The 14,789-nt window shown below is 66.2% G+C and carries 16 protein-coding genes and 1 tRNA gene; 7 read left to right on the top strand and 10 right to left on the bottom strand.

Annotated features, from left to right (window positions below; all coding sequences use genetic code 11):
• Positions 1 to 137: 137 nt before the first annotated feature.
• The 5 genes from fdhE to EBS11_RS14945 all read left to right on the top strand — a co-directional run bounded on the left by fdhE (position 138) and on the right by EBS11_RS14945 (position 5,546).
• On the top strand, positions 138 to 1,184 hold the full coding sequence (gene fdhE, locus EBS11_RS14965) for a formate dehydrogenase accessory protein FdhE (protein WP_290603896.1): 1,047 nt from the start codon (positions 138 to 140) through the stop codon (positions 1,182 to 1,184).
• Entirely contained in the window at positions 1,181 to 2,596 is a 1,416-nt protein-coding gene (selA, locus tag EBS11_RS14960; RefSeq protein ID WP_290603895.1) for an L-seryl-tRNA(Sec) selenium transferase, read from the top strand. Before fdhE ends, selA begins: the two co-directional genes overlap by 4 nt.
• Positions 2,593 to 4,548: a selenocysteine-specific translation elongation factor gene (gene selB / locus EBS11_RS14955; protein WP_290603893.1), complete on the top strand. Its 1,956-nt coding sequence runs from the start codon at positions 2,593 to 2,595 to the stop codon at positions 4,546 to 4,548. Before selA ends, selB begins: the two co-directional genes overlap by 4 nt.
• A 12-nt stretch (positions 4,549 to 4,560) precedes the next feature.
• A tRNA-Sec gene (locus EBS11_RS14950) sits at positions 4,561 to 4,656 on the top strand.
• A gap of 173 nt (positions 4,657 to 4,829) precedes the next feature.
• Positions 4,830 to 5,546, top strand: a complete 717-nt coding sequence (locus tag EBS11_RS14945; protein ID WP_290603890.1) for a transporter substrate-binding domain-containing protein — start codon at positions 4,830 to 4,832, stop codon at positions 5,544 to 5,546.
• A 14-nt stretch (positions 5,547 to 5,560) separates the two neighbouring features.
• On the opposite strand, the gene EBS11_RS14940 is transcribed toward EBS11_RS14945, so the two are convergent.
• The 7 genes from EBS11_RS14940 to fur all read right to left on the bottom strand — a co-directional run bounded on the left by EBS11_RS14940 (position 5,561) and on the right by fur (position 10,277).
• Positions 5,561 to 6,301, bottom strand: a complete 741-nt coding sequence (locus EBS11_RS14940; RefSeq protein ID WP_290603888.1) for a GGDEF domain-containing protein — start codon at positions 6,299 to 6,301, stop codon at positions 5,561 to 5,563.
• 3 nt (positions 6,302 to 6,304) lie between these two features.
• Entirely contained in the window at positions 6,305 to 6,703 is a 399-nt protein-coding gene (locus EBS11_RS14935) for a DUF1987 domain-containing protein (RefSeq protein ID WP_290603886.1), read from the bottom strand.
• A 22-nt stretch (positions 6,704 to 6,725) separates the two neighbouring features.
• Positions 6,726 to 7,283 (bottom strand): SiaB family protein kinase, encoded by a 558-nt coding sequence (locus tag EBS11_RS14930; protein ID WP_131372967.1) that lies wholly within the window; start codon positions 7,281 to 7,283, stop codon positions 6,726 to 6,728.
• Between the two features lie 59 nt (positions 7,284 to 7,342).
• Positions 7,343 to 8,560: a SpoIIE family protein phosphatase gene (locus tag EBS11_RS14925; protein ID WP_290603883.1), complete on the bottom strand. Its 1,218-nt coding sequence runs from the start codon at positions 8,558 to 8,560 to the stop codon at positions 7,343 to 7,345.
• A gap of 180 nt (positions 8,561 to 8,740) precedes the next feature.
• Positions 8,741 to 9,331 carry an NAD(P)H-dependent oxidoreductase gene (locus EBS11_RS14920; protein ID WP_290603881.1) on the bottom strand — a complete coding sequence of 197 codons (591 nt, stop codon included), beginning with the start codon at positions 9,329 to 9,331 and terminating at the stop codon, positions 8,741 to 8,743.
• Positions 9,332 to 9,403: 72 nt separating this feature from the next.
• Complete coding sequence (locus tag EBS11_RS14915) at positions 9,404 to 9,766, bottom strand: MerR family transcriptional regulator (protein WP_290603879.1); 363 nt, start codon at positions 9,764 to 9,766, stop codon at positions 9,404 to 9,406.
• 70 nt (positions 9,767 to 9,836) lie between these two features.
• The gene (fur, locus tag EBS11_RS14910; protein ID WP_131372970.1) at positions 9,837 to 10,277 is read right to left on the bottom strand and encodes a ferric iron uptake transcriptional regulator; all 441 of its coding nucleotides are present in this window, start codon (positions 10,275 to 10,277) and stop codon (positions 9,837 to 9,839) included.
• A 255-nt stretch (positions 10,278 to 10,532) separates the two neighbouring features.
• On the opposite strand from fur, the gene EBS11_RS14905 reads away from it, so the two are divergent.
• Both EBS11_RS14905 and EBS11_RS14900 read left to right on the top strand, forming a co-directional pair.
• Positions 10,533 to 11,429, top strand: a complete 897-nt coding sequence (locus EBS11_RS14905) for a LysR family transcriptional regulator (protein WP_290603876.1) — start codon at positions 10,533 to 10,535, stop codon at positions 11,427 to 11,429.
• Between the two features lie 148 nt (positions 11,430 to 11,577).
• Complete coding sequence (locus tag EBS11_RS14900) at positions 11,578 to 12,195, top strand: OmpW family outer membrane protein (protein ID WP_290603874.1); 618 nt, start codon at positions 11,578 to 11,580, stop codon at positions 12,193 to 12,195.
• A gap of 87 nt (positions 12,196 to 12,282) precedes the next feature.
• On the opposite strand, the gene EBS11_RS14895 is transcribed toward EBS11_RS14900, so the two are convergent.
• From EBS11_RS14895 to EBS11_RS14885, 3 genes are read right to left on the bottom strand one after another with little or no spacing between them, the layout of a single operon-like run.
• The gene (locus EBS11_RS14895; protein ID WP_290603872.1) at positions 12,283 to 13,110 is read right to left on the bottom strand and encodes a MetQ/NlpA family ABC transporter substrate-binding protein; all 828 of its coding nucleotides are present in this window, start codon (positions 13,108 to 13,110) and stop codon (positions 12,283 to 12,285) included.
• A gap of 25 nt (positions 13,111 to 13,135) precedes the next feature.
• Positions 13,136 to 13,810: a methionine ABC transporter permease gene (locus EBS11_RS14890; RefSeq protein ID WP_290603870.1), complete on the bottom strand. Its 675-nt coding sequence runs from the start codon at positions 13,808 to 13,810 to the stop codon at positions 13,136 to 13,138.
• On the bottom strand, positions 13,803 to 14,612 hold the full coding sequence (locus EBS11_RS14885; protein ID WP_290603868.1) for a methionine ABC transporter ATP-binding protein: 810 nt from the start codon (positions 14,610 to 14,612) through the stop codon (positions 13,803 to 13,805). The genes EBS11_RS14890 and EBS11_RS14885 overlap by 8 nt, the downstream gene beginning before the upstream one ends.
• Between the last annotated feature and the right edge of the window lie 177 nt (positions 14,613 to 14,789).

The following is a 14,789-nucleotide window of genomic DNA, read 5'->3' as shown; positions in this document are numbered from 1 at the left end:
TGCCGTCAGCGACACCCTGCTGCAAGAGCCGGGGCCGGTCCCACAGGATCGGCCCCTTTCTCTTTATCGTTTAGAATACTTTTACAGCACAGCCAACTCCGCTGGCTCTGCTTTGTTTTTTGGATGGGAAAACTCCATTGGTACAACGCATACTCCAGCCAGGCGAAATCGAAGGCCTGGACCATAACGCCATTCCGCGCCTGCTGCTGCCACAGCCCGGCAGCCTGTTTACGGCGCGCGCCTTGCGCTTGCGCGAATTGGCGCAGGGCAAGATCAAGGGCATCCCCGTCGATGCGGGCATGCAGGGCTACCTGGTGCTGATGGCCGCGCTGGCCGATGCGCAGGCGGCCGTGGTCGCCAAGCTGGCGCCCGACGCCGTGCCCGTGGCCGACGCCGAGGTATTGCGCCGTGCCATCGCGCACCGCATGCCGGTGCTGCCCGTCAACGGCGCCCGTCCGCCCATCTGGCGCGACATCTTTTCCAGCCTGCTCGACGAACTGGCCGCCACGGCGGCCAGCCAGCCGGCCCTGTCCGGCGGCCTGACGCAGGTGCTGGCCCAGCTGCGCGCGCTCGATGCAGCGGCGCTCGATGCCTGCGCCGATGCCGTGCTCGACGAGAACGGCGACAACCTGAACCCCATGCATGCGCCGTTCGTCGCCGCCGCCCTGCAGGTGCTGTGGTCGACGTCGGCCAGCCAGCTGCGCGCCACGCGCGTGCCGGACCTGGAAACGGGCACCCTGTGCCCCGTCTGCGGCTCGCACCCCGTCGCCAGCGTGATCCGCATCGGCGGCCAGTCGCAGGGTTACCGCTACCTGCACTGCGGCATCTGCGAAAGCGAATGGCACATGGTGCGCGTGAAATGTTCGACCTGCGAACAGAATGGCAAGATCGCCTACCAGGGCCTGGACGCGGCCGAGGCGGCACCGTTCGACCCCGTGACGGCCAAGGACGACAAGTTGCCGAACAAGGCGAACGACCCGAAGAAGGTGGCGCGCGCGGAAACCTGCGACGATTGCCACACCTACCGCAAGGTCTTCAACCAGGAACACGATTACAACGTCGAGCCGCTGGCCGACGACCTGGCCAGCCTGATGCTCGACCTGCTGGTGGGCGAGGCGGGCTACCAGCGCGCCAGCGGCAATCCGCTGCTGTGGCTGGGGAAGGGCGAGGGCCAGCAGCCATGACGACGGGGCAGACCGTGCGCCTGCCGTCGGTGGACCGCATCCTCGCCGATGCGGCTTGCCAGGCACTCGTCGCCGAATACGGCCGCGTGCAGACGCTGGCCTGCGCCCGTGCCGCGCTGGCCGAGCTGCGCGCGGCCATGCTGGCGGGGACCGGTACAGCGGGCGAGGAGGGCGCATCGATTGCCGCCATCGTCGCGCAGATGGATGAACGCCTGCAGGCGCAGTCGCGCTCGCACTTGCGCGCCGTCTTCAACCTGACGGGCACGGTGCTGCACACCAACCTGGGCCGGGCCTTGCTGCCCGACGCGGCCGTGCAAGCCGTGGTGGAAGCCCTGCAATGGCCGATGAACCTGGAATTCGACCTGGACACGGGCAAGCGGGGCGACCGCGACGACCTCGTCGAGGAATTGCTGCGCGAGCTGACGGGCGCCGAGGCGGCCACCATCGTCAACAACAACGCGGCCGCCGTGCTGCTGATGTTAAATACCCTGGCGCAGGGCCGGGAGGTGATCGTCTCGCGCGGGGAACTGGTGGAAATCGGCGGTGCCTTCCGCATCCCCGACGTGATGACGCGCGCCGGCGCCGTGCTGCGCGAAGTGGGCAGCACCAACCGCACGCACCTGGCCGACTACGCCAACGGCGTCAATGAGCATACGGCCTTGCTGATGAAGGTCCATTGCAGCAATTACGCCATCACGGGATTTACCAAGAGCGTGGAACTGGACGCCCTCGTGCCGCTGGCCGCGCAGCACGCGATTCCCACGGCCGTGGACCTGGGCAGCGGTACCCTGGTCGACCTGGCCCAGTTTGGCTTGCCGCATGAAACGACGGTGCGCGAAACCATCGCGGCGGGTGCCGACCTCGTGACCTTCAGCGGCGACAAGCTGCTGGGGGGGCCGCAGTGCGGTGTCATCGTCGGGCGCGCCGACCTGATCGCGAAGATCAAGCGCAACCCCCTGAAACGCGCCCTGCGCGTGGGTAAACTGACCCTGGCCGCCCTGGAACCGGTGCTGCAGCTGTACCGCGCGCCGGACCTGCTGGCCGAGCGCCTGACCACCTTGCGCCTGCTGACGCGTCCCGCCGCCGCCATGCGCGGGCAGGCCGAGGATCTGCTGGCGCTGCTGCAAGCGGCGCTGGGCACGGCCTACGTGGTGACGGCCGAGGCGATGCGCAGCCAGATCGGCAGCGGCGCCTTGCCCGTCGACCAGCTGCCCAGCTTTGGCCTGGTCATCCGCAGCGCTCCCGGCTCACGCCTGAGCAACCCCCTGGGCGTGCTGGAGCAGCGCCTGCGCGCCCTGCCGCGGCCCGTGATCGGGCGCATCGGCCAGGATGCGCTGTGGCTGGACCTGCGCTGCCTGGAAGGAGCCCATGAAGCGGCCTTCATCGCGCAGCTCGGCGAGTTGTCCGCATGATCGTCGGCACCGCAGGCCATATCGACCATGGCAAGACGACGCTCACGCGGGCGCTGACGGGCGTGCACACGGACCGCCTGAAGGAAGAGCAGGCGCGCGGCATTTCCATCGAACTGGGCTACGCCTACCTGCCGCTGGCCGACGGCACGGTGCTGGGCGTGATCGACGTGCCGGGCCACGAAAAATTCATCCGCACCATGGCTTCCGGCGTGACGGGCATCGACTTCGCCCTGCTGGTGGTGGCGGCCGACGATGGCGTCATGCCGCAGACGCAGGAGCACCTGGCCATCTTGCAGCTGCTGGGCGTGACGCGCGGCGCCGTGGCGCTGACCAAGATCGACCGCGCCGACGGCGCCCGCGTGGCGCAGGTGGAAGCGGACATCGAGGCGCTGCTGGCCGGCACGCCGCTGGCGGGCAGCCCCATCTTCCCCACGGCGGCCAGCCAGGACAACGATCCCGGCGTGGCGGCCCTGCTGGCGCACCTGACGCAGGTGTCGCGCAGCCTGCCGCGGCGCGACGAGCGGCGCTTGTTCCGCCTCGGCGTGGACCGCGTGTTCACGCTGACTGGGCAGGGCACCATCGTCACCGGCACGGCGCTGGCGGGCATGGCGCACGTGGGCGACGCCCTGCAGCTGGCGCCCGGTGGCGGGCAGGCGCGGGTGCGCAGCATCCATGCGCAGAACCGCGCGGCCGAGACGGGCATGGCGGGCCAGCGCCTGGCGCTGAACCTGGCCGGCATCGACCGCGAACGCATCGAGCGGGGCAACTGGATCGTCGCGCCCGCGCTGGCGCAGTGTTCCGAGCGCCTCGACGTGGAACTGACCCTGCTGCCCGACGCCGGGGTGCAGCTGAAAGCCTGGTCGCCGCTGCACGTGCACCTGGGCGCGGCGCACCAGCTGGCGCGCGCCGTCATGCTCGATGGCGAGACGCTCTCGCCGGGGCAGACGGGCAGGGTGCAGCTGGTATTCGACGCTCCCATGCACGGCGTGCCGGGCGACCGCTTCGTCGTGCGCAATGCGCAGGCCACGCAGACGGTGGGCGGCGGCATGGTGCTCGACCCGTTCGGTCCCGCGCGCAAGCGCCGCAGCCCGGCGCGCCTGGCCTGGCTCGATGCGCTGGCCGCATTCGTCGCGCACGGCGACTATGCGGCCCTGCTGGCGCAAAGCCCGCTGGGCTTGCGCGAGTCCTTGCTGGTGCGCCTGTCGCTGTTGCCGGCGCAGGCCATGGCGCTGCCGCCCGACACGCGGCGCATCGCCCTGCGCGCCAACGACGCCCTGCTGCTGGCACCCGCGGCGCAGGCCGCACTGGAAGACAGGGCGCTGGCCGCCTTGGCAGCCTTCCATGCGCGCGCCCCCGACGAGGCGGGGCCGGAACTGTGGCGCTTGAAGCGCATCGTCGACGCGGAGATGGAAGACGCGCTGTGGAGCCATCTGGTGGACGCCCTGCTGGCGCAAGGCGCCGTGCAGGGGCGCGGCGCCAGCCTGCATTTGCCGACGCACAGCGTGGAGCTGACGCCGCAGGAGCAGGCCGTGGCCGAGCCGATGCTGGCGGCGCTGCTGCAGGGCCGCTTCGATCCGCCGTGGACGCGCGACCTGGCGCGCGACTTCGGCCTGGCCGAGGAGGAAACCCGCAGGCTGCTGCGCAAACTGGCCAAGGCTGGGCAGATCAGCCAGGTGGTGCACGACCTGTTCTACCATCCGGCCGCGCTGGCCGAGCTGGCGCAGCTGGCGCGCACCCTGGCTGAAAAAACGGAGCGGGACGAGGGCTTGCCGCCCGGCGCCGGCGCCGTGAGCGCGGCCACCTTCCGCGACGCCAGCGGCCTGGGACGCAAGCGGGCGATCCAGGTTCTGGAATTCTTTGACCGCGTCGGTTATACTCGCCGTGTTGGCAATGGGCATTTATTGCGCCCGCAAGCACTGTGGACCTACAGCCCGGCCTTGCCCAGCAGCTAGCTCAAGTACCGCGGAAAGCACACTCATCCGGTGATGTGGCCGGGCTTCAAACCCGGTGGAGGGCGTCAGACGTTCTCCCGTAGGTTCGACTCCTACTGTTTTCCGCCAGTTATTTCCCCTTTTTCCACTCCCTCGTACGCCTCCAGCCCGCGTTGGCCAGCGGCCACGGTATGGAAAAACAATGATCAATTTTGCAATATTTCATGATGGCTGGCGCGAGCCGATGGTAATATCGTAGTGGTAACAGGGACGCGTATGCCCTGTGGAAGAAGAAGGCAAGCATGAAACAAGGAAGGATGGCGTGGCGGCTCGCCGCGCTGCTGCTGATGCTGCCCATGGCGGCCGGCGCGCAGGGCGTGCGCATCGTCGGCGAGCACTTGCCGCCATCGAGTATGATGGAAGGCAATGTCGTTGTCGGGCGGGAAACCATGAAGGTGCGCGAGATCATGGCGCGCGCCGGTATCGGCTATGCCATCGAGCTGTTGCCGTGGAAGCGCGCGTATGCGCAGGCGCTGCGCGAGCCTGACACCTGCATCTTTTCCACCTCGCGCACGCAGGAGCGCGAAGCCCTGTTCCGCTGGATCGGCCCCCTCAACGAAGCAGAATGGGTGCTGTACGGCCTGGCCGAGCGGCGCCTGGCGCTGCGCACGCTGGATGACGCCCGCGGCCTCGTCATCGGCACGGTGCTGGGCGACGCGCGCGACGATTATCTGCGCCAGCGGGGCCTGAACGTGGCGCCCGTGACCCAGGAGTGGCTCAATCCGCAAAAGCTGCTGCTCGGGCGCATCGACCTGTGGGCCGTCGGCATGGCGGTGGGCAGCAAGCCTTTTCTCGGCAAGGAATGGGAAGGCAAGGTGGTGCCCCTCTTGACCTTCAACCGCGTGCAGACTTACCTGGCCTGCAACAAGCAGCTGCCCGAGGCGCAGGCGGCGGCCATGCAGCGCGCGGCAGCGGCCATGCGCCGCGACGGCAGCATGGCGCGCGAACAGCTGCGCTGATCCGGGGCGCCGGCTCAGCTCTCCAGCCACTGGCGCACGCAGTTGCGCCCCTCGCGCTTGGCCTGGTACAGGGCCTGGTCGGCGTGGCTGTAGGCCGTCTCGAAGGCCGTACCGGCGCGGTTCCAGCTCAGGCCCACGCTGACGGTGATGGCGCGCGTGATGGGTGCCGCATGGCGCTGGCGGCCCACCGTGTCGCAGATGCGCTGCGCCACCTTGGCCGCCTCGTCGCGCGAGGAAGTGGGCCAGACGACGGAAAACTCTTCGCCGCCGACCCTGCCGATGGCCGTTTCCTGCCCCAACAAGCCCTTCAGGCAGTCGACCACGGCCTGGATCACGCCGTCGCCGGCCGGGTGGCCGAAGTCGTCGTTGACCTGCTTGAACAGGTCGATATCGAGCACGATCAGGGCCATGTCGCCCCGTTCCAGGCAGCGCGAGGCGTGGTCGATCACGGCGCCGCGGTTCAGCGCGCCCGTCAGCGGATCGTGCGTGGCGCGGTATTCGAGCTGGCCGGCCAGGGTTTGCAGCTGGCGGTTCAGCAGATGCATGTCGCGCTCGGCGCGGTCGCTGCGGCCGATCAGGCGCCGCGTCTCGCGCATCAGCCGTTCGTAGTGGACGATCAGTTCGCCGAGCACGCGCCGCTGTTCCGCGCCCGGCGCGCCGGCGTCGGCGTGCATGCGGCGCGCGGCGGCCAGCGCCGCCGCTTCCACGGTGAACAGGTCGGGTTCCAGTTCGGACTCGGAGATGGCGGCGCGCATGCCTTAGGTTCCCTGCACGGGGTGGTCGCGGAAGTCCAGCGCCGTGAAGTCCTGCTGCAGCTCCTGGCCGAATTCCAGGATGGTGTCGTCATCCTCGTCGTGGTACCAGTTCAGGCGCACCTGGTTGCCGTCCGCGGCGGCCTGGTTCAGGGCGTCGAACAGGGTAAACAGCATTTTCGTGCTCGAGCTGTTGAAGTAGGCCAGCGAGACATTCACGGTGATGGCGGCTGCGCGGCAGCCTTCCAGGTAGGCGCGCACGGCGGCGATCAGCGGGCCATAGAAGGCGGCCGCGTTTTCCGGATACGACTCGCCCTTGATCGACAGGGTGTGCTGCTCGAAACGGAAGTCGATTTCGGGCGAACTCGGGGTCGCGGCGATGAACAGTGGTGACGGTAATTGCATATGCTTTCCTGAGTCGGCTCTTTCAAATGATGGCTTTGATGCAGAAGATGGTGTGGCCCGGCTCCTGGGGGTCCTGGACGAATTCGAATTCCAGCGGCTCGCTGGCGTCGCGCGCCATGGTGAGGAAGCCCAGGCCCGCGCCCTTGCTGTCGGCGGGCGCCTCCTCGCGCAGGGCCTTCTTGTAGGCCAGGCGGATCTCGTCCATCGTCATGGTGTGCAGCGGTTCCAGGCGGGCGCGGATCTGCGCCACGTTGTCCGTCGAGACGGGGTTGGCGCACAGGAGGAAGAAGCTGTCGCCGCGCGTGCCGATGCAGAACGAGCCGCGCCGCATCTGCTGGTCCAGCTGCGCGTCGGGCGTCAGGCTGTCGGCCGAATAATGCATGATGTTTTGCGACATCTCGATGAACGAGGAAAAGATGCGCCGCCGCGTGGGGCCGGCCGCGCCGGCCGTATCCAGGCGCGCCTTGATGGTTTCGGATATGGCGCTGACCACGTGCTGCGAGAAATAGCCCACGTAAAAAAAGATGATGTTGCGCTTGCGCGCCACGTCCCAAAACTCGTTGAATTCTTCGTACAGCACGTCAGTGCTCCTGGCTAGCCGGTGACCCGGTGTCTGGTTGATAGGGGATGGGCGTCTAACTACAGCCGGAAACAGAAAAAGGTCAGGTCGTCGCGGCGTGGCTGCCTGCCTTGCCAGGCCGCGCTGTCGCGCAGCAGGGCCGCCGCCACGTCGCCGGCGGGCGCGTCGCGCTGCGCCAGCAGCTGCTCGCGCATGCGCCGCTTGCCGTAGGCGATGTCGCGCGCGCCGCCGATCTGGTCGAGCAGGCCGTCGGTGGTGATGAACAACAGGCTGCCGGCGGGGATTTCGGGCGCCTCGTTGCGCCAGCAGTAGCCGGCCGGCGTGTCGACGTAGCCCACGCCCATGCGCGCGCCGTCGATGGCGCGCACGGCGTCTTCGCCGGGCGCCACCACGTGCAGGGCCAGTTTCGCCCCCGCGAAACGCAGGCTGGCGCTGGCGTCGTCATAGCACAGGAAGGCGCAGTCCATGCCGTCGTTCGAGCCGGCGTGGCCCGGCGCTTCGCCGCCCGCGTTGCCATCCTGGCCCAGCAGGGTCTTGATGGCGCGGCTGACGGCGCCGATGAGGGCGGCCGGGTCGTGCGGGCCCAGTTCGCGCAGGGCCTGGCTCAGTGCGGACGAGGCGATCAGGGTCATGAAGGCGCCGGGCACGCCGTGGCCCGTGCAGTCGGCGATGGCGGCGAACCAGCCGCCCGCGTGGCGCTCGAAAAAGTAGAAATCGCCGCCGACCACGTCGCGCGGCTGCCATTCCAGGTGGGCGTCGGGCAGGGTGGCGCGCAGCTCCGCGTTGGACGTGCGCAGCAGGGCGCGCTGGATCACGCTGGCGTAGTCGATGCTGTGCATGATCTGGCGGTTCTTTTCCGCCTGCATGGTGGCCACCACGTTCATCAGCTGCAGGCCGAAGCCCACGCCGGCCAGCGCGCCATCCTCGGTGATGATGAAGCCGTCGGCCAGCGCCTTTTCGCCCGCTTCCACTGCGCGGAAGGTGAGGTCCTCGATGCTCATGGCGCCGTCGACGATCAGCGGTTCCTTGTCCATGAAGGCGATGCAGCTCTTCTTGCCGTACACCTCGTGGTAGAACGGTTTCGACATCTGCGACATGAAGATATTGCGGCTGATCAGACCGATGGGCCGCTGCTGTTCCGTGACGGGCAGGCTCATCATGTCGCGCCGTTCCGTGAACAGTTCCAGCACGGCGAAATTGCTGGCATCGGCCTGCACGGATTCCGTGGGAATGCACAGGTCGGCGGCCACGGAGGTACGATAACGGGGAAGATGCAATCGAGAAGCGTTGAACTCCACAGCGGCTACCTTTACATGACGATCGGAGCCCTTGTTGTCGCGACGGCAAGGCGGCTGACAAACAGGCAATATCATCATGGTAGCCGTCGAATATGACGGCTTGATTACCAGCTTGTCAAAACCGTATGCAAGATGGCTGCGTGGCAAGCCGTTGCCGGGCTAAGCGTGGCGCGCCAGCGTGCTAGCCTGCGCCAGCCAGCGGGTCCGCTGCGGCTCGGTGGAACCGAGGATGGGGCCGAAGCTGGCCACCCTGACGGGCTTGACGCCGCAAAATTCCAGGGTCGTCCTGCGCAGCTGGTGGATGCCGGGCATGCGGTAAACCCAGCGGAAATACCAGGGCGGTGTATCCATCGTCACCAGCAGCTGCGCCGTGCGGCCTCGCAGCAGCTGTTCCGGAAAGGCCTTGCCCGGACGGTACTTGAAGGCAAAGCCGGGCAGGAAGGCGCGGTCGACAAAGCCCTTCAGCAGGGCCGGCGCGCCGCCCCACCAGATGGGGTAGGCGAACACCAGGTGTTCGGCCCACAGGATGGCTTCCTGCGCGGCCAGCAAGTCCGCCTCCAGCGGCTGCACCTGGCGGTAGCCTTCGTGCAGGCTGGGGTCGAAGTCCAGCTGGCCCAGGCGCAGTTCGCGCACGGCGTGGCCCTGCGCGCGGGCGGCGTCGGCGTAGGCTTCGGCCAGGGCGGCGCAGAAACTGTCGCCGGACGGGTGGCCGAGGAGTATCAATATGCGCTTGGAGGATGTCTTGGTCATGGGCAGGCTTTCCGCTAAAGAAGAGCCTGCATGCTAAAGCCTGCCCCTGGGGGCAGAGTCAAGCGCGCCGTGTCACGCGGCTTGCAGGCGCTGGCGCGCCAGGCAGCCGTGGATTTCCTCATCGATCTCGCCCAGCTGCGCGTCGAGCTGGCGCAGGCGGGCGATATCCTGCTGCACCTGGGCGCGCTTGGCGGCGATGTGCCGCGACAGGGCGGCCCAGTCCGTGTCGTCGCCGGCCAGGACGGGCAGCAGTTCGGCCAGGCGGAAGCCCAGCGCCTGCGCCTGGCGGATCAGCTTGACCTGCGCCAGGTCCTGCTGCGTGTAGACGCGGTAGGCGCCGGAACGGCGCACGTCGCCCAGCAAGCCCAGCGCTTCATAGTGGCGCAGGGCCTTGGGCGAGGTGCCCGCCAGGCGGGCGATTTCTCCGATATACATGCTGCTCCTTTGCTGAGATACCGCGCAGTGTAGCGCAGGCGGGCCGCCCTGCGCTACGCGGCGTGCCGGCTCAGGAGGCCTTGCGTGGCGGCACTTTCTTCGCCGTGCAGTCGGCGCAGGTGCCGTACAGCGATAATGCGTGTTCGTGCAGCACGAAACCCCGCTCGGCGGCGATCTCGTTCTGCCGCAGCTCGATGCCTTCGTCGACGAATTCGTCGACCTTGCCGCAGCCCGTGCAGACCAGGTGGTCGTGGTGCTGGCCTTCGTTCAGCTCGAAGACGGCGTGGCCCGATTCGAAGTGCCGGCGAAACAGGATGCCCGCTTCGGCGAACTGCATCAGCACGCGGTAGATGGTGGCCAGGCCCACGTCGATCTTTTCGGCCAGCAAGAGTTTGTACACATCGTCCGCACTCAGGTGCTTGATCGTGCCTTCTTGAAACAGCTGCAGAATCCGCAAGCGGGGGATGGTCACTTTCAAGCCCGATTCACGCAGTTCCCTCAATATATCCATGTCTCCCATTCCTTTTTGTAGTCGCCCGAGCGTGCGCTGAGGCGTGACTCTGCATTATATCGCAAATGATAATCATTACCATTCTCATGTGTGAAGCGACAATAGCATGCGGCGTGGCGGGGCCGGCCACCGGTGACCTCGGCGCAATGTCGGATGGCGCCGCGTGCCTCTTGCTCACACCCGCCATGCAACAGCATGGAAAATCCCTGCCATGATCGCTACACTGTGCAGCAGGGAATAACAATGGAGCAGGACATGGACCGATTTGATGCGATGCGCATCTTTACGCGCATCGTCGAGTTGCGCAGTTTCACCCAGGCGGCGCATGACCTCGGCTATCCGAAGGCCACCGTCACGCACGCCATCAAGCAGCTCGAGGCGCGCCTGCGCGTGCGCCTGCTGCAGCGCACGACGCGGCAAGTCACGCCCACGCTTGACGGCGAAGCGTATTACCAGCGCTGCGTGCGCCTGCTGGCCGACCTGGAGGAGACGGAATCCGTGTTCACGTCGGCGGCGCAGCAGCCGGCCGGCAAGCTGCGCGTCGACCTGCACGCGACCCTGGCCCTGCATTTCGTCATGCCCGTGCTGGGCCAGTTCTGCGCCCGCCATCCGCTCATCGAGCTGGAAATCGGCATGGGCGACCGCCTCGTCGACCTGGTGCGCGAAGGCGTCGACTGCGTGCTGCGCGTGGGGGAACTGGGCGATTCATCCATGGTGGCGCGCAGGGTGGCGCTGCTGGAGCAAGTCACCTGCGCCAGTCCCGCCTACCTGGCCGCGCACGGCACGCCGCGCACCCTGGCCGACCTCGATGGCCACCGGGCCGTGAATTTCTTTTCCGCCCAGACGGGCAAGGTCTGGCCCTTCGACTTCAGGCTGGACGGCCAGCGCCACAGCGTGATCCTGCCCGGCACGGTCTCCGTCAACAATGCGGACGCGTACCACGCCTGCTGCCGCGCCGGCATGGGCCTGATCCAGGCGCCCCGCTACCACCTGGAGCAGGCGCTGGCGACGGGCGAACTGGTGGAAGTGCTGGCGCCCCTGCGCCCCGATCCGCTGCCCGTGTCCGTGCTGTACCCCCATCACCGGCAACTGTCGCCCCGCGTGCGCGTATTTGCCGACTGGGTCGCCAGCCTGTTTATGGCGGCCCATTAATTTTGCGGTGCGGCATTTCTTGACCTGGGCAAAGGAAAAAATCCCTCCCTGCATGCCATCTGGCCCTATTTGATGTGGATCAAAGTTTTTGTTGCGCTGCACTCTTAGACTTCGCAGCGTTACTTAACGACAAAAAGAGGGAACCAGAATGAAAAAGTCCGCAACTGCAGCAGCAATCGTCTTGGCCGCCATCGGCGCATGCGCCGGCAATGCCATGGCACAGGAAGGCCCATGGCTGGTCCGTGCCCGTGCCGTGTACATCGACCCGGCCGACAAATCTGCTCCGATCGGCGGCGTCGGCGCATCCGACCGTTTGCATGTCAGCAGCAAGACGATTCCTGAAATCGATATCTCGTATTTCTTTACCCCCAATATCGCTGCCGAGCTGATCCTGACCTACCCGCAAAAGCATGACGTCAAGCTTGACGGCAACAATATCGGTACCTTCAAGCACTTGCCGCCGACCCTGTCGCTGCAATATCACTTCATGCCGGAAAAACAGTTCAGCCCTTACGTGGGTGCCGGCGTGAACTACACGAATATTTCCGACGTCAAATTGCTGAACGGCGCGGGCCGCCTGGAGCACGACAGCTGGGGCTTCGCCCTGCAAGCGGGCGTCGACTACAAGCTCGACAAGAACTGGTCGCTGAACTTCGACATCAAGAAAGTGCAGATCCGCAGCGACGTCTTCATCAGCGGCGCCAAGGCCAGCGAAGTCAAGGTGGATCCGCTGCTGATCGGCGTCGGCGTCGGCTACCGCTTCTAAGCCTTGCAGATGCCCGCGTCGCGCGGGCGAAAAAAAAGGACGGCCAGGTGCAAACCCGGCCGTCCTTTTTTATATGTCAGGCAGCGCTTATTTTTTCAGCGTCTTTTCCAGCGCCAGCTGGTAGTCCGTCTTTTCATAGCCGGCCAGGTATTTGTTGGTCGCGTCGAGGAAGGCGCGCGAACGGTAGGCCGCTTCCAGGTCCTTGACCCATGGCTTGCCCTTGTCGGCCGTGCGGATGGCCACCAGGTTGATGTAGCTGTCCGAGATCTTTTCCACGGCCAGGGCGGTGGTCAGTTTCATGCCGGCGGCCAGGGCGAAATTACCGTTGACGAAGGCGTAGTCGGCGTCGGCCAGCGAGCGTGGCAGCTGCGCCGCTTCCAGCGGCACCAGTTTCAGCTTCTTCGGGTTCTCCAGCACGTCGCGTTCGGAGGCGCGCAGCGGGTCGACGTTCGGTTTCAGCTTGATCCAGCCCATCTTGGCCAGCACCACCAGCGCGCGCGCCTGGTTGGTCGGGTCGTTCGGCATGGTGATGGTGGCGCCGTTCTTCACGTCGGCCAGCGATTTGTGCTTGCTGCTGTACAGGGCGATCGGCGTGGTCGGCACGGTGATCAGGGGGCTCAACGGCAGCTTGTTATCGGTGGCGAACTTGGTCAGGTACACGATGTGCTGGAACACGTTGGCGTCCAGCGAGCCTTCGGCCAGCGCGTAGTTCGGCTGCACGTAGTCGTTGAATTCGACGATCTTGACCTTGTAGCCCTGTTTTTCCAGGATGGGCTTGATGCCCAGCTTCAGCTGGTCCGAATACGGGCCGGAGCTGGTGCCGATGACGAGTTCTTTCGGGTCCTTGGCGTGGGCAGCGGTGGCGAAGGCCAGGCTGGCGGCGACCAGGAGCAGGTTGCGGCGAATAGTGTTCATGTATGTCCTTGTTTCTGAATAGGGATTAACGTTTGTCGAGGCGCTTGGCGATGCGCGTGCCGGCGAACTGGATGGTCTGCACCAGCACGATCAGGATGGCCACGGTGGCGACCATGATGTCCGTCTCGAAGCGGTAGTAGCCGTAGCGGATGGCCAGGTCGCCGATGCCGCCGCCGCCCACCACGCCGGCCACGGCCGAATACGACAGGAAACTGATCGACAGCACGGTCAGGGCCAGCACCAGGCCGGAGCGCGCCTCCACCAGCAGCACGCGGAAGATGATCTGCATTTCCGAGGCGCCCATGGCGTGCGCCGCCTCGATGACGCCGCGCGGCACTTCGCGCAGGTTCTGTTCCACCAGGCGCGCCAGGTAGGGAATGGCGGCGAACGACAGGGGCACGGCGGCAGCCAGCGGGCCGATCGAGGTGCCCGCGATAATGCGCGTAAACGGCGTCAGGGCGACGAGCAGGATGATGAAGGGGAAGCTGCGCACGGTATTGACCAGCCAGCCGAGGACCATCGACAGCGGGCGGTTTTCCAGCGACTGGCCTTCCGAGACGAGGAACAGCAGGATGCCCAGCGGTCCGCCGATCAGGATGGCGGCGGTGAGTCCGATGCCCAGCATCGTCATGGTCTGGCCCAGCGCCACCCAGATTTCCGGCAGCAGGTTGACGACGTTATTGATCGATTCTTCAAACATGTGTTGCATCCTTCCATGCGGTGGCTTCAAACGCCTCGGTGCCGTAGTAAGCCAGCTCGCGTCCCAGCGCCGTCTTGCGCGGGGTGGCCGTGTCGCTCAGGTCGAATTGTTCGGCGATGGCGCCGTTTTCCACGACGGCGACCCTGTTGCAGATGGCGCCCAGCACCGACAGCTCATGGCTGACGATGACAATGGTCACGCCGAGGCGCGCATTGATGTCGCGCAAGGTGTCGAGCAGGGCGCGCGTCGTTTCCGCATCCAGCGCGGACGTCGGCTCATCGCACAGCAGCACGTCCGGGTGGCTGGCCAGGGCGCGGGCGATGGCCACGCGCTGTTTCTGCCCGCCCGATAATTGCGCCGGATAGCTGTGCAGCTTGTCGGACAGGCCTACCAGCGCCAGGCATTCCTCGACGCGGGCGGCGATCTGCTCGCCCTTGGCCGTGCCATGGATTTTCAGCGGGAAGGCGACGTTGTCGAAGACGCTGGCGTTCTGCAGCAGGTTGAACTGCTGGAAAATCATGCCGATATTCTGGCGCGCGTCGCGCAGCTCGCGCTTGCCCAGGCTCGTCAGCTCGCGGCCGGCCACGGTAATGCTGCCGCTGTCGGGACGCTCGAGCAGGTTGATCAGGCGCAGCAGGGTCGATTTGCCGGCGCCGCTCTTGCCGATCAGGCCGAAAATATCACCGGGATAGACTTCCAGCGTGACCGATTTGACCGCGTGGAATTGTTCGCCCTTGGGCAGCGCGAAGGTCTTGTTCGCGCCATCGATGCGAATCACCGGCGTACGGTGTGGTGTGGTCATGCAGTGTTTCCTTTTTTATTGGACCGTGACAGGCGTGCTTGCAGGGGCCAGATCGCCCGGCCTGTGACGTCGGTTGCGTAGTATACCTCCGATCGCGTTATTACTCCTACGACAGAATCTTGCTTTGAATATGCAAATAATGTCTATGTGGGTGTTTTCAAGTGGAAAAAGCGGGAA

It is taken from the genome of Janthinobacterium sp., from assembly GCF_009923995.1.
Classification (GTDB): domain Bacteria; phylum Pseudomonadota; class Gammaproteobacteria; order Burkholderiales; family Burkholderiaceae_D; genus Janthinobacterium.
The sequence above is the reverse complement of the archived record's forward strand: the minus strand, read 5'-3'. Positions and strand labels throughout refer to the sequence as shown.